Genomic DNA, 20,149 nt, shown 5'->3' on the forward strand with positions numbered 1-20,149 from the left:
ACACTGTTCATTTATAAAAAGGCGAGTGCTCTTTTCGATACATAAATTTTTGATTCGTGGAGACGCCGCCTTTTATAATATTCGAAATAGTCTCAAATAGAGATTCATATTAGAAAGCCTTTTATTATGATTACAATTGAATGAAGTCTTTATCTGAAGCATCTTTCATTTTCTTAACTGCATGATAAGCTGAATATCCACTAACATCTTCAAATTCGCGAAACACTTTTTTCTCTTCCCCAATACTTGGAACAACTAACTTAAACTTACGATATTTTTCCATAAGGACCGCTCTTTGTACTCCTTTTTCATATACCTTCTCAATTGCTTCAAAAAATTGTATAACGATAATAATTTCATCTGTAGACCAGTCAATTGAGATTGGATAAGAATATTCCATAATTACCTCCGTTGTTTTATACTATTTCCATTTATTTCGTATCTCTTCAGCTTCCTTTATTATTCGTTCTATTAACTCCTCAACTGAAGGGATGTCGTTAATTAGACCCATCACTTGTCCAGCCCAAGCAAACCCATCATTTAAGTTTCCTTCGTATATAAACTTTTTATTCGCTTGACCTGATATGTATTCTTTTAAATCGTCATATGTTGGCCCTGAACTCTCAATCTCAAGGATTTTCTCTGTCCAGCGATTCCGAATAGCTCTTGCTGGTGCACCTAAAGATCGTTTTATAACAACCGTATCCGTTTCATCACCACTTATTAAAGCATTTTTATAATTTTCATGTGCGTGAACACATTCCTTTGTCGCAATAAATCTTGTACCCATTTCTATTCCTTCAGCACCTAAACTAAATGCTGCCATTAAACCTCTACCATCACCAATTCCACCCGAAGCAATAACTGGAATTGAAACTGAATCAACTACTTGCGGAATAAGAACCATTGTTGAAACATCATCTCTACCCAAATGTCCTCCACCCTCTTGACCAACAACCATGACAGCATCAGCACCTAACTCCTCTGCTTTCTGTGCTTGTCGTCTTGATGCAACTAATACAAGTCTCCTAATATTCGTTCCTTGTAACTGCTCAAAAAACGGTGAAGGATTCCCACCTGTTACAGAGACGACAGGAACATTCTCATCAATAGCAACTTGCAAAAATTTACTGTATGGTCTTCCATGCTGGCCAATTGCAAAGTTAACACCAAAAGGACGTGAAGTCATAGATTTCACTTTATGAATTTCTTCTCGTAAATCATTTGGACTAGGTAAACTCATTGCGGTTATTTGTCCTAGTCCACCTGCATTCGAAACGGCGGCAGCTAATTCGCTGTAAGCTAAGTGAGCTAAACCTCCTTGAACGATCGGATATTGAATATTTAAAATTTCCGTCACTCTTGTTTCCCAGTTCATCTTTCATCCCCCTCATAAAACTCAATACATAATAAAATTATAACAGTTTATACGATCGCTTAAAAATAAAAAGATGGAGATATACATCTCCATCTAAAAAACAAACATATACCCCTTTTACTTACTTATCATGATTATGATTTTCACAATGACAGTTTGAACATTGTCCATAAAGAATAGTTATTTTTTCATCCTCGAAATAATCTACAGTAGAATCACATATAGAACATACAATTTGACCCATTATTACTATCCCCTTTCGATTAATATAACCCAATCGTTTAATGTGTTATACAATTTGTATTTTTAATATATACTATATTACCTGTTTTGTCAATAATTATTATGAATAATTTATATATATTGTTTTTACTCCTATTGTGATATACTATTCAACTATTCTAGATGAAAAAACTCAAGACGCACAAACCTCAGGTGAACGAAAGCCTAAAGTTCGCTTTTCTTACGGCTTTAAAGGTAATGATGTCGAAGCCTTTCTTTGTGCGCATTTGCGTATAGAAAAGGAGTGATTGGATAATTTATACTTTCCAATTAGCTAAAAAAGTACTCTAAGCCTATGGCCTAGAGTACTTTTTTAAACTAAATTATTATTTTAAAATATGGATTGGTGTTCCTAAAGCTACTTCCCCAGCTTCCATTGCTATTTCACCAAATGTTGGGTGGGCATGAATTGTTAGTGCAAGATCTTCTGCGGTTACTCCAGTTTCAATCGAAAGACCAATTTCAGCAATTAAATCTGATGCATTCGGTCCAGCAATTTGACCACCAATAATTACTCCATCATCTTTACGAACAACTAATTGGTAAAAACCTTCTGTATTATTCAATGCTAATGAACGTCCTAATGCAGAGAATGGGAATTTAGCAATTGTAACTTCAATTCCTTCTGCTTTTGCTTGTTCAGGGCTATAGCCAACATTAGCAAGCTCAGGTTCAGAGAATACTACAGCAGGAATACCTAAGTAATCAATCTCAGATGGTTGTCCAGCAATTGCTTCAGCCGCAATTTTTGCCTCATACGATGCTTTATGAGCTAATTGTGGTCCAGGAACGATATCACCAATAGCATAAATGTTTGGAACGTTCGTACGGCATTGTTTGTCAATTTCAACTAAGCCACGATCTGTTAATTTTACGCCAGCTTGTTCAAGTCCTAATTCATCAGTATTCGGACGACGACCAACCATGACAAACACATAATCAGCGGATACTTTTTCCTCTGTTCCGTTTACTTCATATGTAACAACAACACCCGTATCACTTTCTTCTACACCTTTAGCCATTGCCTTAGTAACAATTTCTGCACCTTTTTTCTTAAAGTTCTTTTTAACAAGTTGCGTCATTTGTTTTGGATAGTTTCCACCAAGGATATCGTCAGTTCCTTCTAAAATTGTAACCTTCGTACCAAAGTTAGCATAAACACCACCAAGTTCAAGTCCAATAACTCCTCCACCAATAATTACAATACTTTCTGGTACTTCCGGAAGAGATAGAGCCCCTGTTGAATCAAGAACACGTTTAGAAAATTTAAATGTTTTTAATTCAATCGGACGAGATCCAGTTGCAATAATCGCATTTTTGAATGTATAAGTTTGTGCACTCTTTTCAGTCATAACACGTAATGAGTTACTGTCAACAAAATACGCTTCACCTTTCACTACTTCAATATTATGACCTTTTAACAAACCAGAAACCCCACCTGTTAATTTCTTAACAACACTATCTTTAAATGCTTGAACTTTGGAAAAGTCGAGTTTGACTTGATCTGCAGTAATACCAATATCTGCAGATTCTTTTGCATCATGATATTTGTGGCCAACGTTTATTAATGCCTTGGAAGGAATACAACCTACATTTAAACATACGCCACCCACTTCATTTTTCTCGACAACTGTCACTTTTTGACCTAGTTGTGCAGCACGAATTGCCGCTACATATCCCCCTGGTCCTGCTCCAATGACAATCGTTTCTGTTTCAATTGGAAAATCTCCTACTACCATTTTTTACGCCTCCATATTGTTAATTTCTGGGTCGCCTAAGCAAATGAAAAAATGGAATCATTTGTTTAAACTTTCATTTGTCAAAATAATTGACATAAAAGCATAAAAATAATGTTAGAGGGGAGTTGCAAAATTTCTCCATCTCCCTATTACATATAAAATACTATACGCCCCAATCATAGTATAGCAACATATAGAAATTTTCGCAGTAATTTAATATTATAAAGCTAAAATGGAAATTTTTCGAAATCATGCAACTTCCGATCTTTATTTTTATACTTCCATTAATAATAACTCTGGATCACTTAATAAGCGTTTAATATGATTTAATGCACTTTGGCCTGTTGCCCCATCAATTAAACGATGGTCAAAGCTAAGTGATAATGCTAACATTGGTGCTGCAACAATTTCACCATCACGAACAATTGGCTTTTCAGAAATACGACCTACCCCTAAAATTGCAACTTCAGGATAGTTAAGAACTGGTGTAAACCATTGGCCTCCAACTGAACCAATGTTTGATATAGTCGCAGATCCACCTCTCATTTCATTTGGTGAAAGTTTACCATCACGTGCTTTACCAGCTAGTTCATTTATTTCAGATGAAATTGTAAACATAGACTTACGATCTGCATCTTTAACAACTGGTACCATTAAACCACGGTCTGTATCAGCAGCGATACCGATATTAAAATAATGTTTTTGAACAATTTCATCCGTTTTTAAGTCAAGAGATTGATTTAGTGCTGGATATTCACGAAGAGCGCTAACTAATGCTTTAACAACATATGGTAAGAATGTAAGCTTGATGCCTTTATCTGCTGCGACAACTTTAAATTTCTTACGATGAGCTACGAGTTTTGTAACATCAACTTCATCCATTAATGTAACGTGAGGAGCAGTTGTTTTTGATTCAACCATCTTCTTCGCAATAGCTTTCCGAATTCCACTCATTTTCTCACGAGTTTCAGGATATTCGCCAGCAGGTGCAACTGGTTGAGTTGGTACAGTTGTTTCTTCTTTAACAGTTGCATTCGTTTGTGGAGTTGCTTCAACAGCAGCTGTTTGTGTACCACCCGTTAAGTATGCATCTATATCACTCTTCAAGATACGTCCATTTTTACCAGTACCAAGAACAAGATGGATATCGACGCCTTTTTCACGTGCATATTTACGTACACTTGGCATAGCAATAACGTGACGGTTTGGATCAACATTTGCAGGTTGAGTTGCTACTGCTTGTGCGGAAGCTTGTGGCGCTTCTGCTTGTTGTGCTTCTGCTTGTGAAGCAGCTTGGTTGGAAGCATATCCCGGTGCGTCAAATATCACTAATACATCCCCAACTACTGCAGTTTCTCCTTCTTGTACTTTAATTTCTAATACTTTACCTTCTACTGGAGAAGGAATTTCTACTACCGATTTATCATTTTGAATTTCAACTAGTACATCATCTTCTTTTACAGTGTCACCTGGTTTTACGAACCATTTAACGATTTCACCTTCATTTATTCCTTCACCGATATCGTGTAACTTAAATTCATAGTGTGAAGCTCCACCTGTTGTAGATGCTTCTTGTTGTGCAGCCGGTGTAGCATCGACTTGAGATGACGCAGTTTCACCAGTCTCAGCTCCTGGTGAATCAAATGTTACTAAAACATCTCCTACTACTGCAGTTTCTCCTTCTTGTACTTTAATTTCTAGTACTTTACCTTCTACTGGAGAAGGAATTTCCACTACCGATTTATCGTTTTGGATTTCAACTAGAACATCATCTTCTTTTACGGTGTCGCCTGGTTTTACGAACCATTTAACGATTTCACCTTCATTTATTCCTTCACCGATATCATGTAATTTAAATTCGAACGCCACAATAATCCCTCCTAGTGGTTTTTAACTCGTTGTCGTATCTTGCTATGTTAATAAAGAAGAGTGGGACGAAAAAAACAACATTTCTTTTCGTCCTCACTACACCTCAAATTAGAATGTCAATACTTTTTTAGCCGTTTCAATAATATCTTTATAATTTGGAATCCATACAGATTCAGCTTGTGCGAATGGATATACTGTATCTGGAGCTGTCACACGAAGCACTGGCGCTTCCAAACTTAAGATTGCCCGTTCGTTAATTTCTGCCACAACATTTGCCGCAACACCCGCTACTCTTTGAGCCTCTTGAACGACGATTGCGCGGTTTGTTTTCTCTACTGATGCAATTATTGTATCGACATCAAGTGGACTAACTGTACGCAGGTCAATTACCTCAACAGAGTAGCCTTCTTTTTCCAATTCTTCTGCAGCTTTTAAAGATTCATGAACCATTGCACCGTAAGTGATAATTGAAAGATCTTTTCCTTCACGTTTTACATCTGCTTTACCAATTTCAACTGTGTAATCACCTTCAGGTACTTCTTGACGGAATGAACGATAAAGTTTCATATGTTCTAAAAAAATCACTGGATCATCCGAGCGAATTGCAGAAATTAATAAACCTTTTGCATCATATGGTGTAGAAGGTATTACAACACGAAGTCCAGGTGTTTGAGCCATTAATCCTTCTAAACTGTCCGCATGCATTTCTGGTGTATGTACTCCACCACCGAATGGAGAACGGAACGTAATCGGCATTTTATATGAGCCACCAGTACGGAAACGATAGCGAGCCATTTGTCCTGCAATTGAATCCATCACTTCATAAACGAATCCAAAAAATTGGATTTCTGGCACAGGACGATAGCCTTCTAATGCTAATCCAATTGCAAGTCCACCGATACCTGATTCTGCAAGAGGAGTATCAAATACACGATCTTCACCAAATTCAGCTTGTAGGTTTTCAGTTGCACGGAATACACCACCGTTTTTCCCTACGTCTTCCCCAAAAATTAATACTTTTTCATTGCTTTTTAATTCTTGACGCATTGCATCATTAATCGCTTGAATCATTGTCATTTGAGCCATTTTCTACTTCGACTCCTTTTCTTTGTAGATTTCGTACTGTTCTTTTAAGTTAGCAGGCAATTCTTCATTCATAATAGAAATAAGGTCCGTTACTTTTTGTTTTGGAGCTGTATCAGCCTTTTTAATTGCTTCTTTAATATCTTCTTTTGCTTGTTCTATTACTTTTTCTTCCATTTCTTCATTCCAAATACCTTTATTTTCTAGATATTTACGGAAACGAACTAACGGATCTTTTTTCTCCCATTCACTTTCAAGTTCTTTTGTACGATAGCGAGTTGGATCGTCACCACTCATTGTGTGTGGACCGTAACGGAATGTTAAGGTTTCAATTAATGTAGGTCCTTCACCATTAATTGCACGGTCTCTCGCTTCTTTAACCGCAGCATAAACAGCTAACGGATCCATACCGTCAACTTGAATACCAGGAATACCAGCGGCAACTGCTTTTTGTGCAAGGGTACGTGCAGCTGTTTGTTTTGCTACTGGTGTAGAAATTGCAAATTGGTTGTTCTGAACGATGAAGATTGCTGGTACTTGATATGCTCCTGCAAAGTTAATTCCTTCATAGAAATCACCTTGTGAAGTACCACCATCACCGGTATATGTAATTGCTACAGATTTTTTGCCATTTTTCTTCATACCGAGTGCTACCCCAGCAGTTTGTACATATTGTGCACCGATAATAATTTGTGGCGGAAGAATATGCAAGTCTTCTGGAATTTGTATTCCTTGGAAATGCCCTCGTGACCAGAGGAATGCTTGGTGCAAAGGTAGTCCATGCCATATAATTTGTGGCACATCACGGTACCCTGGCAAAATAAAATCTTCTTTTTCTAAAGCAAAATGTGAGGCAATTTGTGAAGCTTCTTGTCCTGCTGTCGGAGCATAGAAGCCTAAACGTCCTTGACGGTTTAATGAAATACTTCGTTGATCAAGAATCCGAGTGTAAACCATTCGGCGCATTAGTTCCTGTAATTGTTCATCAGTTAAATTAGGAACTGCACTTTCGTTTACAACCTCTCCCTCTTCATTTAATATTTGGAGCGTTTGAAATTCTTTATCCACCACATCCATTTGTGTCGCAAAAACCGAATTTGCATTTTTCGTTTTTGATGCCATTATTTTCTTCCTTCCTTTCTTATTCATTTTTAGAAAGTTTATCCTTATGTTTGCCCAAATAAAAAATTATGAAACAAACTTTACACCAATCATGTGAGGATTACTTTTAACTGTTAGACAGATAATCTGTATCAATGATTTGTTGTTTTTAGACTAATACAATTAGCCAACTGCATTTAGTGTACACCAATTAAAACCAGTTCGTCAATCACTTTATACTATAACTATTTTATTGAAGTAATAAACTCTTTTGAACATTCTGTATTAATCTGTATCAGTTAACATTATCGGTCTGTATTAATACAATTTTAGATAAACAACTTACTTATAGTGTTTTCATCTTTCACCTAGTATATGTACATAGAAAAGACAACTCTGATTTTACTCCTGAGTTGCCTTTTTTATTGTATTTAACTTATTCCTACATTTTTATAAAACTTTAATTTCGCTTCATTATAATTATTTGTTAATTTATTGAATTCTTCATTCAATTGATAAACTTGTTCATAGTTATTGTTAATCTCACTTATACTTTTTTCCAATTCACTTAATGTCGTTTCATCATCTTTAAAGGCATGGTACAACTTTTGGTCACTCTTGATTCCATCACTATATTTCTTGTATAATTGTTCATGTACTTTATAGCGATTAGCCATTAGATCATATAGATTTTCAGCCTCAACTTTCATATCTTTATCATCAATTCGGTTAATCAATTTTTTAATCGTTATAAACTTTTTCTCTGCTTTAATAATACTTTCCCGTTCTAAATCAAGATGTTCTAACCTTTGATTAGAGAGATCAATTGCTTTATCAGCCAGCTTATTTATTTTTTCTCTTTCTTTAAATCCGGTATCAATTATTTTATCGTAGATTGCTTTTTCTTCTTCCTCCAATTTAATTAATGGTTCTTGCTCTTTTTTAAAACCTTCTTCTAACTTAACAACGTCTTCTAAAGTTTGATAGATTTTTTTTTCTGTTCGTTCAAAACAACTAGATAAGAGCAACAAAACTAGAAATAAATAAACAATAATGATACTTTTTCTATTTAACACGATGAAACCTCCAATCTGTATACATATTATATATCAACTTATAATGATTTTCCGCTCATCAATTGTACCTATCAAATAGACCGATTTTCTATACTATATTCAAAGCAGAAAAATCATATGACACACGTATAGGAATAAAAAAAGAGAATAGCTCTACTTAATAAAGTTAACTTTTTAGTGAAACTTTGTTAGACTATTTGATAGAAAATAGTCTAACAAAACAACCATCATGTTAGGAGTGAGTTTATGATAACAATGAAAGATATTATTCGTGATGGTCACCCGACATTACGCAAAGTAGCAGAAGAAGTTACAATGCCACCATCCGAAGAAGATAAAAAAATATTAACTTCCTTATTGGAATATGTGATAAACAGTCAAGATGACGAAATGGTTAAAAAATACGGTCTAAGACCCGGAATCGGCCTTGCTGCACCACAAATAAATGTTTCAAAAAGAATGATTGCTGTACATGTTGAAGATGATAAAGGAAAATTATATAGCTATGCTCTCTTTAATCCTAAGATTGTCAGTCATTCCGTTGAATTATCATACTTACAAAGCGGTGAAGGATGCTTATCTGTTGACGAGCCGCATCCCGGGTTTGTTCCTCGGTATGCAAGAGTGACTGTTAAAGGATATGATATTAATGGTAAAGAAGTAAAGATTCGACTTAAAGGACTCCCAGCAATCGCATTCCAACATGAAATTGACCATTTAAATGGAATTATGTTCTATGACAAAATAAACAACGAAAATCCATTCGCGCCAATTGAAAATGCAATTGCCATTGAATAATTAAATGCATCCTATTCTTCCTAAGTAACGACTAAATCACTTAAAAAAGTGGATTGATTTCACTATCATTATAAAATAATTTATAGTTTACCCTTTTTAGTTGCTACTAAACACCTTGCAATACGTTTACGGCTAAATGAGTCATAATAATTCCATATTGCACCATGAAATATAATCAAATTTAATCATATACTATAAATAGATAAAAAGAGCCGTATTTCGTCATATTGTTACAAAACATGCCTTACTAATTAGTTACAAAGGGGTGTATAGCAATGTTAAAAAGGTTAAAGAAAAAAATTGCTAATCATTGGAAAGAATTACTCCGAAAAAAAATGATTGCGTAATTAGGGCTTGTCTTAATATAGACTTGCCCCTTTTTTCAATCAAAATGTTTTTTCAAATTAGTAATTTTATGGTAAGCTTTAATTAAAACTTAGGTCGGTATGTACGGATTACAAATGAGGTTATTAAAAAACGGTGCGGAATAAGTTAAATTGAAAACTGAATTTTAACGAGCTACTGGACAAGTTTTATACACATGTTCTATTTTTACCATTAAAATAGTAGGAAACGATTAGTATAGACATGACTCTAATTGTTCATACTCTTTTCTTCATTAAAAATAAAATTAAATTTTTATATGATTTCGTGCAATTAGATAGTGTTTTGTATATAATAAGTAAAGTTATTTTTACGTTAAGGAGAGATTTAAGAAGATGATTTTTAAAGTTTACGTACAAGAAAATAAAAATGAAGTACCTGTCAGGGAACGTACGAAAGCACTTTATGTGGAGGCGGAATCCAAAATTGAGGTGTTTCGAAAGTTTGACAAAACCCCCTATCGCATCGAACATATTCAAGAGTTGGCTGGAAACTATCTTGAATATGAAAAACAAAGTGAAAATTTTAAATTAACGGAGATATAATATGAAATTTGTAAAAAATGATCAAGCCGCTGTATTTGCCCTTGGGGGTTTAGGGGAAATCGGCAAAAATACGTATGCCGTTCAATATCAAGATGAAATAATTATTATCGATGCTGGTATTAAGTTTCCTGAAGATGAGTTACTAGGAATTGATTATGTTATTCCCGACTACTCTTATTTAATTAAAAATCAAGAAAAAGTAAAAGGTCTTTTCATTACTCATGGACATGAGGACCATATCGGTGGGGTTCCCTACCTTTTAAAGCAACTGAATATTCCTATTTACGGTGGAAAGTTAGCAATAGCTTTGATTCGTAATAAATTAGAAGAACATGGTTTATTACGTACGACAAAACTAATCGAAATAAAAGAGGACGATGTAATTAAATTTCGAAAAACATCTGTTTCATTCTTCCGGACAACACACAGTATTCCAGATTCATTCGGAATTGTTGTTAAAACACCACCAGGTAACATTGTACATACTGGGGATTTTAAGTTTGACTTTACTCCTGTTGGAGAACCTGCTAATTTAACGAAAATGGCGGAAATTGGTAAGGAAGGTGTTCTCTGCTTACTTTCCGATAGTACGAATAGCGAAATCCCAGAATTTACAATGTCTGAAAGAAGAGTCGGAGAAAATATAAATGATATTTTCCGAAAAGTCGACGGTCGAATTATATTTGCAACATTTGCTTCAAATATTCACCGTTTACAGCAAGTGACTGAAGCAGCTGTAAATAGCGGTAGAAAAATCGCTGTTTTTGGACGAAGCATGGAAGCAGCAATGGAAATCGGCCAAGAGCTTGGTTATATCCGTTGCCCAAAGGATACAATTATTGACAATTCTCAATTAAATCGTCTACCTGCTAATCAAATCGTTATTTTATGTACAGGTACACAAGGTGAACCGATGGCTGCTCTTTCTCGAATTGCAAATGGTTCGCATCGACAAATTCAAATAATACCCGGGGATACGGTCGTATTTTCTTCCTCCCCAATTCCTGGTAATACAACGAGCATCAATCGTACAATCAATTTACTTTATCGCGCTGGTGCAGAAGTAATTCATGGTTCTTTGAATGATATTCACACATCAGGGCATGGTGGTCAAGAAGAACAAAAATTAATGTTAAGATTAATTCGACCTAAATTTTTCGTTCCTATTCACGGTGAGTATCGTATGCAAATTACACATACGAAAACTGCAATGGATTGTGGAATTCCAGAAGAAAATTGCTTTGTCATGGATAATGGGGATGTCTTAGCATTAACACATGATACTGCTCAAGTAACTGGAAAAATTCCGTCTGGATCTATTTATATCGATGGTAGTGGAATTGGCGATATCGGTAATATCGTTCTAAGAGACAGAAGAATTTTATCAGAAGAAGGACTTGTTATTGTTGTCGTGAGCATTGACATGAAGAACTTTAAAATTGCTGCTGGTCCAGATATCATTTCTCGTGGATTTGTGTATATGCGAGAATCTGGTGATTTAATTAATGAAGCACAAAATATGATTTCCAAACATCTTGAACGTGTAATGGAAAGAAAAACAAGTCAATGGTCAGAAATTAAAAATGAAATCACTGATATATTAGGGCCATTCCTTTATGAAAAAACAAAGAGAAAGCCAATGATTTTACCCATTATTATGGAAGTATAATATTATTCAAGATAAGTCTTGATTATAAAGGGTCTGTCATGTAGGTTAACAAAACTTGCGGCAGACCCTTTTTCGTTTGATATAAAGACATCATATGAGAGCTCAAAAGTTTATCGAGAAAACTTTTTTCAGCTGCGAAGTATTGCTTGCCGAAGTCTTTCATGGCGCATTTGTGTAGAGGAAAGCAGAAAATGAAAATTTATATTCTAAAGCTTAAAAAAATGGAGCAAAAGCCCCATCTTCTTTAAAAAAATGATATTCATTTATCTTAAAGTTAGATTAACTTTGTAACATTTTAACTTCAAATCGATTAATATCTGTATCTGATCCAATAACAATGAGTACATCACCTTCTTGAATAACTTCGTCTGCCTGAGGTGAAATAATAATATTACTATGTCGTTTGATAGCAACAATATTAATCCCATATCTCGCACGAATATCTAATTGACCAATGGCATGACCAGAAATAACTTCATTTGCTGAGATTTCAACTATACTATGCTCATCTGAAAGTTCTAGATAATCTAGTACATTTGAAGAAACAAGATTATGGGCTAATCTTTTCCCCATATCACGCTCTGGATGAACAACTTGGTCAGCCCCAATTTTTCGTAACACTTTTTCATGGTAATCATTTAACGCTTTTGTTGTTACCTTTTTTACGCCAAGCTCTTTTAACATAAGAGTTGTTAATATGCTTGCTTGTATATCATTTCCAATCGCAACAATAACGTGGTCGAAGTTCCGAATACCTAAACTCTTTAAAACCGTCTCATCCGTTGAATCACCTACAACTGCGTGGGTTACAATATTGGAAAAGTCGTCAACTAAATCTTCATTTTTATCCATTGCTAATACATTCATACCAAGTTTTGTCAACTCCTGACAAATACTTCCACCAAATCGGCCTAAGCCAATAACGACAAAATCCTTTTTCACAATAACTCCTCCAGAACGCTTTCGTAATGTTTACCATTTTTTTATTGTGCAATCAACCTTTTTCAGTACATGAATTTGAACTCATTTACCAGTTTAAAAATTTCTCCATTTAACAAATGAACAATATCCTATCTATTTTATCCTCTTAAAAGCAAGGTTCCTGTAAAAAATTCAAGGAGCTAATGCCTCCAGGCGAAACAAGAGCCTAGCGTTCGCTTGATAAGAAAAAGAGTTTTTCGGCTTTGATAGCATGCTACTTACCTTCCTTATGCGCTTATGTGTATAGGAAAGTAGAAACTGGAAAATTTATACTTTCCTATAGCCAAAAAACCGCCCCATTATGCATCCAGAAATTCTTTAATTACATCTACAAAAGCATTCACTTGTTTTAATTGAAATGCAGTACTATAACCTAAAAGCCATGTATCACGACCAATTGGTTTATTTTGTTCGTTAACGAGGGGGATTTTATTTAATTTTCCATTAATCCCATGTAAAGTAATTTCCGGTAAAATTGCATAGCCAATTCCGTTAAGCGCCATTTGCTTACAAGTTTCTATTTGATCGACAATAATTACTCGCTTTGCGTTTGTTTGGAAGCGTCGATGCCACCAGTCTTGAATTTCCTGAAAATAATTAGAATCGCTCTTAAATTGAATGAATGGACGGTTCGTTTTTAAGACATCATCAATCTTTTCAATTTCCTTATCAACTAAGTACAAGTAATCTTTAAATAAATGTTTCTTTACACCTTTCCAATCAGGAGCTCCACGAATAATTCCGATATGTACTTGATCGTCATAAACAGCTCGTAATATTTCACTACTCCACCCAGTAATTAATGAAATTTTTGCATGCGGATATTTCTGGACAAACCGTTTTAAAACTTGTGGCAACCAATGTTGACCTACGATCGAAGCACAAGCAATCTTTAATGTTCCATGAACTTCAGACTGCAATGCTTGTATTTCTTCCCGTACTAGTTCCTCTTTTTCTAATACTTCATTCGCAAAATCAATAACCTTCTCCCCTGCAGGTGTTAAAGTTAGCCCTTTATGAGAGCGAATAAATAATGCTGTACCCCAATCTTTTTCAATTGATTGTAGACGTTGTGATAGCGCTGGTTGCGTAACAAACAAGCGTTCAGCTGCCTTTCGCATATTCATTTCACTAGCCAAAACAGATAAAAGTTCTAATTCAGACAAATTCATTTATTTGCACCTATACAATTATATTTTTTAACTATTTTTATACCTTATTCTATCATCAATGAGGTAAATTGAAAATGAAAATTAAACAAGTATTAAACATGCATATAGGAAAGTAGAAATTGACGATTTATACTTTCCTATTAGCTAAAAAAGCCCCCATTTAGGGAGCTAGTCCATTTCTTTCAATTTCAATTGATGAACTAGGGCATTCATTTGTTTTAAGACAACTCTCCTAGTCAAAATTCCCTCAAAATAACCTTCTTCATCTACAGTACAAATAAACGGGTGATTAATTAAAAGCTTTAATCCTTTCTCCAAAGGATCAGCCATTGTCAATGTCGGTGCATTACTATTCATTACATCTTCTACTACTAAATGCTCTAATTTTTCAAATTCAATTCTTTCTAAACCCATAATCGCATCCAAAATTAACGGACTTGAAATAAGTCCATGGAATTTATAAGTTGGGTCTAGTACTGGAATTGCTGTATAACCAGTTCTAGTTAGTACTAATAATGCGTGCTCAAGATTATTACCAATTTGTACATGGGCAACTCGTTCTGACGGTATGATAAAACTTCCAATATCCTTACCTAAAAAGTCTCCAGTTTGAAGATCAATCATGCGCAAAAACTCCTTGAAATGATTTTCTAACATGTTTATTTTAGCATACATTTATAATTATTGCTGTTACGATAAGGAGACTTTCTAGAATCATTTTCGACAATATGTAACAGTTAAACAGTAATTATTACTTAAAACTTCACGAATCCTCACTTTGTAACAAATCAAAAATTTCAATAGCGGCCATATCAATATTATCGAATTGGAATGCGTCTGCTTTCCCATCTTCGTTATATATTTTTAACTCAAAAGAATTTGTTTTCGTATAAAAATTCACTTTACATTTACGAACACCATTTTGTTCGAAATATCGTTCTGAATCTTCTGCTGCATCTTGCATCGTTTTTAAACGGGATAAAATTCCTTCTAATAAAGACATATTATTTCCTCCTGAACCTTATCTAAAGTATAATAAATTGTACCTTTGTTGACACATTGCCAATCCAGCTTAAAACGAAAGGAGAATTATCATGGAACCAATTGTTATCTATACCCAACCGGACTGTCCACCTTGTGAAATTACAAAAAAATATTTTCAAGAAAAGGGAATTGCTTATACTGAAAAAGATGTGAAACAAAGTCAAATCGCAAAGAATGAATTAATCAAAAAATATAAATCCTACTCAACTCCAACTGTAATTATTGGAGAAAAAGTTATAACTGGATTTAACATTACTGCGATTGAAAACGAATTGTCAAATATTCACAATGAAGAATAGATATATTATGAATTAAAAAAGAGCTCAATGCAATGAATAAATATTGTTATATTCATACGTTACCACCTTTTACGTAAATCTATTCAACGGTTTAAATGAATAGTAAAAATAGTTTTGTTTAAAGGTGATAACGTATTATTTACAATTCATCCTTAACCATTATAAATTCTGTCAAAAGCAATCGTAAAGTAAAAAAATATTTAGTAATACCAAATTTTTCTTAATTTAAAGCTCCACCGTCCCGATTAAGATCAATAAATGTTACTATTTATACGGACTAATATTTTAAAATGAATACAAATAGATGTATATTTTTAATGCAAACTTTTCCTTGTTTTGATAATATAAAGCTAGGATGAATATTTCAGATAGGATTATGATTATGAAAGACAATGAAAAGATGAACCGAAGAACTTTCTTAAAGAGGTTAAGTCGAATAACTTCAGGTACAGCTCTCGTAAGTACTACTGGTTATAGTTATATGAAATATATTGAACCAAATTGGATCGAAATTACTCGTCATGATATTAATCATCCACTTATACCTCCCATTTTCAATGATTTCAAGATTGTCCAATTTAGCGATACACATATTGGTTTTCATCTAGATATAACCCATTTTGAAAAGGTTATACAAACTATTTCAAAAGAACAACCAGATTTAATTATCTTTACAGGAGATTTAATTGATAATCTTCTCACATTTTATGAATATGAGGAAATAATCCTTTTGTTAAGTTATCTAAAAGCCCCTTATGGTAAATTTGCTGTTTATGGTAATCATGACCACGGTGGTTGGGGAACAGATAAGTACAAACATATAATGGACTCAGCGGAGTTCATACTTTTAAAAAATGATGCAGAGAAGATAAGTATTGGGCAAGATGGTGAGATATACCTTGCTGGACTTGATGATGCAATGTTAGGTAAACCCAATTTTGAAGAAACATTTAAAAAAATACAGCACCGGACTTTTACATTATTCATTTCACATGCACCTGACATGGCTGATGAGGCGAGAAATTTTCCAGTTGACTATCAACTGAGTGGACATACTCACGGTGGACAAGTTCAATTACCTTTTATCGGTCCTCTCATTACACCACCTTATGGTCAAAAATATGTTGAGGGATTATACAGAATTACAAATGATTTTACTTTGTATGTTAATCGAGGTATTGGTACGACAAGACTTCCTTTCAGATTATTATCTCGTCCAGAAATTACAATCTTTACATTGAAAACATGAAATTAAAGGAGTGTAAATGATGCAGCCTTCTAGTGAGCAGACCACGAAATATTCAATTGAATTATTAGCCAAAGCACTTTTTATTGTAAATCGCCATGCAAAAACAGCAACTGATTCTAGATTTCTATATCAATTAAAACATGCGACAATAAAAAAAATGTTAGCTGAAGGGAAGGCAAAAAAAATCGGTCTCCATTTTTCTAGAAATCCAAAATTTAGTCAACAGCAACTAGATGTTCTCATTTCATGTGGAAATTATTATTTCCATATTCCCCCAACAAAAGAAGATATCCATACATTAACGAACTTAGGAAAATTAGATAATCATTTCCGAAACCCTAAAACAATTTTACCGCTAAAAGAGGCAAAAAGAATTTTGCAACTTTATACTGGTATCGAAAGGAAAAAAAATGAAGTTACTCAAAAAAGAAAACGTCCAATTTATCAACGACCTGTCTTTAAAAGACTAGGAGAATAAAATGGTTTTAATGAATGGCAAAGGAGCTGTCCCTTGTAGTACAGCTCCTATCCATTACCTTATTCTAAATAATTATCTATTCATTTCATTTAAAATCCCCTCAAAATCTAACATCAAAATCATTCGATCTTTATTTCTAACAATTCCTGTTACATATTGAATGCGGTTGTTTAATTCAGTTGGCTGCTCAATTTGTTTAACTGAAATAATTTGCTCAACTCCTGAAACATGAAAAATAACTCGCTTGTCATTAAACTCTGTAACGATAAATCGATCTTGTTCTTGTTGTATTTCTTCAGTAATAGATAAAAATGTGGCTAAATGAATAACCGGTAAAACTTCTCCTCTAATATCGGTAATGCCTTCCATATAAGCATGAGACCGTGGTATTGATATTACTGGACTCGGCATAAGAATCTCATTTACATTTGTTACTGGTATACCGAAGAACTCCTTCCCTAATTTAAATTCAACAAGCATGATTTCATCTTTCACTTCTTCTGAGTGGACTAGTTTTTGATTGCTATCCATTATAATGTTCCTTTCTCCAACGTCGATCTTTTCTCTTAGCTAAGCTTATGTCAAGAGTGATGAATTAAAAGATGTTATTGATAATATTTATATAGAGCTTGTGTACCACTATTTTCTTCCCCCAACCGAGCTAGTTTTTCATACATATCTTTAGCAAGAGAAAGTCCTGGTAAGTGAATTCCCATTTTCTCAGCTTCATTGAGGGCAATCGTCATATCTTTAATAAAATGTTTAATAAAGAATCCCGGAGTATAATCTTCCTTTAAAATTCGTGGAGCATAGGCTGATAGAGAGAAACTTGCGGCTGCACCAGTTGATATTAAGTCGACAACATTTTGAACATCTAACCCTGCTTTTTTAGCATAGACTAATGACTCACACACACCTATCATTGTAGGAGCAATTGCAATTTGGTTTGCCATTTTAGTATGTTGTCCTGAGCCAGCTTTACCAAAATATGCAATATTTTTTCCCATATGCTCAAGTAGTGGTAAGACCGAGTTATAATCTTCTTTCTCCCCACCCACCATGATTGCAAGACGAGCCTCTTTCGCACCAATATCTCCACCGGAAACAGGAGCATCAAGAATATGAATCCCTTTCTTCTTACCTTCTTCAAATAACTTTCGTGCTAAAGAAGGAGAAGATGTTGTCATATCAATGAAATATGATCCTTCTCTTCCATTTGTAATCAATCCATTTTCATCTAAATATACTTCTTCAACATCTTTTGGTGTGCCAATTATTGTAAATACAAAATTCGCATGTTCAGCAATCTCCTTAGGACTACCGCACCAAATCGCTCCATTATTCATTAAATTTGCTGCTTTTTCTTTCGTTCTCGTATAAACGTACATTGGGTATCCTTTTTGAAGTAAATGACTTGCCATACTTTCCCCCATTACACCCAATCCAATAAATCCAACACTTGGCTGACTTTCATTTACCAACTGACTCCACTCCCTTTAATCATTTAGAAATAAAACTTGTATTTATTTTACCATAGAATATAGTAGATTCGAGAAAGAAAACTTAAGAGATCAATCCTTTAGATGGAACGAAAGCCTAGAGTTTCACTTAGTGGTCTAATTCTTAGTTGCCATAAAAAAATGGACTGCTCATTTGCAGTCCGTTTTTTTATAAATAGGCTTTATTTAGCAAGTCCTTCTTTTGAAAATACTTCTGTTAATTCTTTCATTGCCATTTCCTCATCATTACCGTCAACAATAATCGTAATTTCAGAATCCTTACCAATTCCTAAAGACATAACACCCATAATTGATTTTAGATTAACAGTACGATCATTGTATCGTAGGGAAATTTCTGATTCAAATTTACCTGCTGTTTGAACTAATAATGTAGCAGGGCGTGCGTGAATTCCTGTTTCAGCAATAACTGTAAAGTTTTTCTCAAGCATATAAGCCACTCCTTTATATTTAATTTTAATTATTTATGTCACTTTTTCTTCTTTGTATTCATAGATGTTACACAAAAAAGACGTGTAATATCATTTTACAAAGTATGTGCATGTTGCAATTTTCTAAGTATGTAGAGGAAATGAAGAAGAATATTCTAGTTTATTATAGCACAAACTTTTGAGATATTCTTCACTTTTTCTAACGAATTTATAAATTTCTAAGTTATTTTAAGCTAGTATGCCCAAGGGAAAAAGTTATTTATTCGACATATATCATTTTCTTAGTCATACCACCATCAACGGTAATATTCTCACCATTAATAAAATCATTATTTGGATTAGCTAAAAAAAGACAGACACGGGCAATGTCTTCCGGTACACCTACCCGATTAGACCAATGCTGTTTTTTATCTTCCTCTGTTAGTTCATTAACATTACTAGTATGAATCCAACCAGGGCTAATAGAATTGACACGAATATGATAAGGGCTAAGTGTTGCCGCAAGCGAATGAGTTAATGCAATCATCCCGCCTTTGGATGCTGCATATCCTTCTGTATTCGGTTCAGACATAAAAGCTCTTGTCGAAGCAATATTGATGATTGCTCCACCTTCAGTTTTCATGTAACGAGCAGCCTCTTTCGCACAAAGAAAAACACTTCTCAAATTCGTATTTATAATATAATCCCAGTCAGCAACGGACATATCGAAAAATGGAATAAACTTAGATATCCCTGCATTGTTAATTAATATATCGACACGACCATATTTTTGTATTGAAAATTCAACAAGTCTCCTAATATCTTCTTCTTTTTTTACGTCAGTTTCAACAAAACAAATATTTTTCCCTGAAGCCAATAGTTCTTCTTCCATCGCTTTTCCATTATTTACATCGCTATCTGCTATAATTACATTTGCAGATGCTTTAGCAAAAGCATGTACAATACTTTTTCCAATCCCATTTGCGCCACCAGTTACAATAATCGTTTTATTTTCAAACATGACTAAATTCCTTTCCACCGCATTTTTCATCTTACCTATCAGCTCAGATTCCCA

Annotated in this window: 22 protein-coding genes; 6 read left to right on the forward strand and 16 right to left on the reverse strand. The window is 34.2% G+C overall.

All coding sequences use genetic code 11. The features are described 5' to 3' along the window. Window positions 1–130 precede the first annotated feature (130 nt). From BN2144_RS16635 to BN2144_RS16670, 8 genes are all read right to left on the reverse strand, one after another. On the reverse strand, window positions 131–400 hold the full coding sequence (locus BN2144_RS16635; RefSeq protein WP_033829352.1) for a UPF0223 family protein: 270 nt from the start codon (window positions 398–400) through the stop codon (window positions 131–133). Window positions 401–421: 21 nt separating this feature from the next. Beyond that, a complete protein-coding gene (locus BN2144_RS16640; RefSeq protein WP_033829353.1) occupies window positions 422–1,378 on the reverse strand; it encodes an NAD(P)H-dependent flavin oxidoreductase in 957 nt (318 codons plus the stop codon). A 121-nt stretch (window positions 1,379–1,499) separates the two neighbouring features. Next, the gene (locus BN2144_RS16645; RefSeq protein ID WP_033829354.1) at window positions 1,500–1,622 is read right to left on the reverse strand and encodes a GapA-binding peptide SR1P; all 123 of its coding nucleotides are present in this window, start codon (window positions 1,620–1,622) and stop codon (window positions 1,500–1,502) included. A 364-nt stretch (window positions 1,623–1,986) separates the two neighbouring features. Beyond that, window positions 1,987–3,399 carry a dihydrolipoyl dehydrogenase gene (gene lpdA / locus BN2144_RS16650; RefSeq protein WP_033829355.1) on the reverse strand — a complete coding sequence of 471 codons (1,413 nt, stop codon included), beginning with the start codon at window positions 3,397–3,399 and terminating at the stop codon, window positions 1,987–1,989. Window positions 3,400–3,672: 273 nt separating this feature from the next. After that, a complete protein-coding gene (locus BN2144_RS16655) occupies window positions 3,673–5,268 on the reverse strand; it encodes a dihydrolipoyllysine-residue acetyltransferase (protein ID WP_033829356.1) in 1,596 nt (531 codons plus the stop codon). Window positions 5,269–5,376: 108 nt separating this feature from the next. Next, the gene (locus BN2144_RS16660; RefSeq protein ID WP_033829357.1) at window positions 5,377–6,354 is read right to left on the reverse strand and encodes an alpha-ketoacid dehydrogenase subunit beta; all 978 of its coding nucleotides are present in this window, start codon (window positions 6,352–6,354) and stop codon (window positions 5,377–5,379) included. Window positions 6,355–6,357: 3 nt separating this feature from the next. Next, a complete protein-coding gene (pdhA, locus tag BN2144_RS16665) occupies window positions 6,358–7,473 on the reverse strand; it encodes a pyruvate dehydrogenase (acetyl-transferring) E1 component subunit alpha (protein WP_033829358.1) in 1,116 nt (371 codons plus the stop codon). A 410-nt stretch (window positions 7,474–7,883) separates the two neighbouring features. Beyond that, window positions 7,884–8,528 carry a YkyA family protein gene (locus BN2144_RS16670; RefSeq protein ID WP_187367027.1) on the reverse strand — a complete coding sequence of 215 codons (645 nt, stop codon included), beginning with the start codon at window positions 8,526–8,528 and terminating at the stop codon, window positions 7,884–7,886. 246 nt (window positions 8,529–8,774) lie between these two features. Between BN2144_RS16670 and def the strand changes: the two genes are divergently transcribed. The 3 genes from def (at window position 8,775) to rnjA (ending at window position 11,924) form a co-directional block, all read left to right on the forward strand. Next, the gene (gene def, locus BN2144_RS16675) at window positions 8,775–9,326 is read left to right on the forward strand and encodes a peptide deformylase (RefSeq protein WP_033829360.1); all 552 of its coding nucleotides are present in this window, start codon (window positions 8,775–8,777) and stop codon (window positions 9,324–9,326) included. A gap of 719 nt (window positions 9,327–10,045) precedes the next feature. Next, on the forward strand, window positions 10,046–10,255 hold the full coding sequence (locus tag BN2144_RS16680) for a DNA-dependent RNA polymerase subunit epsilon (RefSeq protein WP_033829361.1): 210 nt from the start codon (window positions 10,046–10,048) through the stop codon (window positions 10,253–10,255). Window position 10,256: 1 nt separating this feature from the next. Next, a complete protein-coding gene (rnjA, locus tag BN2144_RS16685; RefSeq protein ID WP_033829362.1) occupies window positions 10,257–11,924 on the forward strand; it encodes a ribonuclease J1 in 1,668 nt (555 codons plus the stop codon). A gap of 279 nt (window positions 11,925–12,203) precedes the next feature. Here the strand turns inward: rnjA and BN2144_RS16690 are convergent, their stop codons facing one another. The 4 genes from BN2144_RS16690 to BN2144_RS16705 all read right to left on the reverse strand — a co-directional run bounded on the left by BN2144_RS16690 (window position 12,204) and on the right by BN2144_RS16705 (window position 15,080). After that, a complete protein-coding gene (locus BN2144_RS16690) occupies window positions 12,204–12,866 on the reverse strand; it encodes a potassium channel family protein (RefSeq protein ID WP_033829363.1) in 663 nt (220 codons plus the stop codon). A gap of 338 nt (window positions 12,867–13,204) precedes the next feature. Further along, window positions 13,205–14,077, reverse strand: coding sequence for a LysR family transcriptional regulator (locus tag BN2144_RS16695; RefSeq protein WP_033829364.1), 873 nt, complete (start codon window positions 14,075–14,077; stop codon window positions 13,205–13,207). A gap of 168 nt (window positions 14,078–14,245) precedes the next feature. Next, window positions 14,246–14,701 (reverse strand): cyclic-di-AMP-binding protein CbpB, encoded by a 456-nt coding sequence (gene cbpB, locus BN2144_RS16700; RefSeq protein WP_033829365.1) that lies wholly within the window; start codon window positions 14,699–14,701, stop codon window positions 14,246–14,248. Window positions 14,702–14,840: 139 nt separating this feature from the next. Then, window positions 14,841–15,080, reverse strand: coding sequence for a DUF1797 family protein (locus BN2144_RS16705; RefSeq protein ID WP_033829366.1), 240 nt, complete (start codon window positions 15,078–15,080; stop codon window positions 14,841–14,843). Between the two features lie 91 nt (window positions 15,081–15,171). Between BN2144_RS16705 and BN2144_RS16710 the strand changes: the two genes are divergently transcribed. The 3 genes from BN2144_RS16710 (at window position 15,172) to BN2144_RS16720 (ending at window position 17,147) form a co-directional block, all read left to right on the forward strand. Further along, entirely contained in the window at window positions 15,172–15,420 is a 249-nt protein-coding gene (locus BN2144_RS16710) for a glutaredoxin domain-containing protein (protein WP_033829367.1), read from the forward strand. Window positions 15,421–15,802: 382 nt separating this feature from the next. Further along, on the forward strand, window positions 15,803–16,669 hold the full coding sequence (locus tag BN2144_RS16715) for a metallophosphoesterase (protein ID WP_033829368.1): 867 nt from the start codon (window positions 15,803–15,805) through the stop codon (window positions 16,667–16,669). Window positions 16,670–16,688: 19 nt separating this feature from the next. Next, window positions 16,689–17,147, forward strand: coding sequence for a YkyB family protein (locus BN2144_RS16720; protein ID WP_033829369.1), 459 nt, complete (start codon window positions 16,689–16,691; stop codon window positions 17,145–17,147). A 72-nt stretch (window positions 17,148–17,219) separates the two neighbouring features. Here the strand turns inward: BN2144_RS16720 and BN2144_RS16725 are convergent, their stop codons facing one another. The 4 genes from BN2144_RS16725 to BN2144_RS16740 form a co-directional block, all read right to left on the reverse strand. Next, entirely contained in the window at window positions 17,220–17,678 is a 459-nt protein-coding gene (locus BN2144_RS16725) for a chemotaxis protein CheW (RefSeq protein ID WP_050632349.1), read from the reverse strand. 74 nt (window positions 17,679–17,752) lie between these two features. Further along, window positions 17,753–18,628: an NAD(P)-dependent oxidoreductase gene (locus BN2144_RS16730; RefSeq protein WP_033829370.1), complete on the reverse strand. Its 876-nt coding sequence runs from the start codon at window positions 18,626–18,628 to the stop codon at window positions 17,753–17,755. Window positions 18,629–18,828: 200 nt separating this feature from the next. Next, complete coding sequence (locus BN2144_RS16735; RefSeq protein WP_033829371.1) at window positions 18,829–19,095, reverse strand: phosphocarrier protein HPr; 267 nt, start codon at window positions 19,093–19,095, stop codon at window positions 18,829–18,831. 259 nt (window positions 19,096–19,354) lie between these two features. Next, on the reverse strand, window positions 19,355–20,095 hold the full coding sequence (locus BN2144_RS16740) for a glucose 1-dehydrogenase (RefSeq protein ID WP_033829427.1): 741 nt from the start codon (window positions 20,093–20,095) through the stop codon (window positions 19,355–19,357). Window positions 20,096–20,149 lie beyond the last annotated feature (54 nt).

Source organism: Bacillus andreraoultii (assembly GCF_001244735.1).
Classification (GTDB): Bacteria; Bacillota; Bacilli; order Bacillales; family Caldibacillaceae; genus Caldifermentibacillus; species Caldifermentibacillus andreraoultii.

Excerpts from the sequence above, each read along its gene's own strand:
- BN2144_RS16715 (WP_033829368.1), top strand. The coding sequence starts at position 15,803 with ATGAAAGACAATGAAAAGATGAACCGAAGAACTTTCTTAAAGAGGTTA.
- BN2144_RS16695 (WP_033829364.1), bottom strand. The coding sequence starts at position 14,077 with ATGAATTTGTCTGAATTAGAACTTTTATCTGTTTTGGCTAGTGAAATG.
- BN2144_RS16640 (WP_033829353.1), bottom strand. The coding sequence starts at position 1,378 with ATGAACTGGGAAACAAGAGTGACGGAAATTTTAAATATTCAATATCCG.
- BN2144_RS16735 (WP_033829371.1), bottom strand. The coding sequence starts at position 19,095 with ATGCTTGAGAAAAACTTTACAGTTATTGCTGAAACAGGAATTCACGCA.
- BN2144_RS16705 (WP_033829366.1), bottom strand. The coding sequence starts at position 15,080 with ATGTCTTTATTAGAAGGAATTTTATCCCGTTTAAAAACGATGCAAGAT.
- BN2144_RS16645 (WP_033829354.1), bottom strand. The coding sequence starts at position 1,622 with ATGGGTCAAATTGTATGTTCTATATGTGATTCTACTGTAGATTATTTC.
- lpdA (WP_033829355.1), bottom strand. The coding sequence starts at position 3,399 with ATGGTAGTAGGAGATTTTCCAATTGAAACAGAAACGATTGTCATTGGA.
- BN2144_RS16740 (WP_033829427.1), bottom strand. The coding sequence starts at position 20,095 with ATGTTTGAAAATAAAACGATTATTGTAACTGGTGGCGCAAATGGGATT.
- cbpB (WP_033829365.1), bottom strand. The coding sequence starts at position 14,701 with ATGATTGATCTTCAAACTGGAGACTTTTTAGGTAAGGATATTGGAAGT.
- BN2144_RS16680 (WP_033829361.1), top strand. The coding sequence starts at position 10,046 with ATGATTTTTAAAGTTTACGTACAAGAAAATAAAAATGAAGTACCTGTC.
- BN2144_RS16725 (WP_050632349.1), bottom strand. The coding sequence starts at position 17,678 with ATGGATAGCAATCAAAAACTAGTCCACTCAGAAGAAGTGAAAGATGAA.
- BN2144_RS16720 (WP_033829369.1), top strand. The coding sequence starts at position 16,689 with ATGCAGCCTTCTAGTGAGCAGACCACGAAATATTCAATTGAATTATTA.
- BN2144_RS16635 (WP_033829352.1), bottom strand. The coding sequence starts at position 400 with ATGGAATATTCTTATCCAATCTCAATTGACTGGTCTACAGATGAAATT.
- def (WP_033829360.1), top strand. The coding sequence starts at position 8,775 with ATGATAACAATGAAAGATATTATTCGTGATGGTCACCCGACATTACGC.
- rnjA (WP_033829362.1), top strand. The coding sequence starts at position 10,257 with ATGAAATTTGTAAAAAATGATCAAGCCGCTGTATTTGCCCTTGGGGGT.
- BN2144_RS16660 (WP_033829357.1), bottom strand. The coding sequence starts at position 6,354 with ATGGCTCAAATGACAATGATTCAAGCGATTAATGATGCAATGCGTCAA.
- BN2144_RS16710 (WP_033829367.1), top strand. The coding sequence starts at position 15,172 with ATGGAACCAATTGTTATCTATACCCAACCGGACTGTCCACCTTGTGAA.
- pdhA (WP_033829358.1), bottom strand. The coding sequence starts at position 7,473 with ATGGCATCAAAAACGAAAAATGCAAATTCGGTTTTTGCGACACAAATG.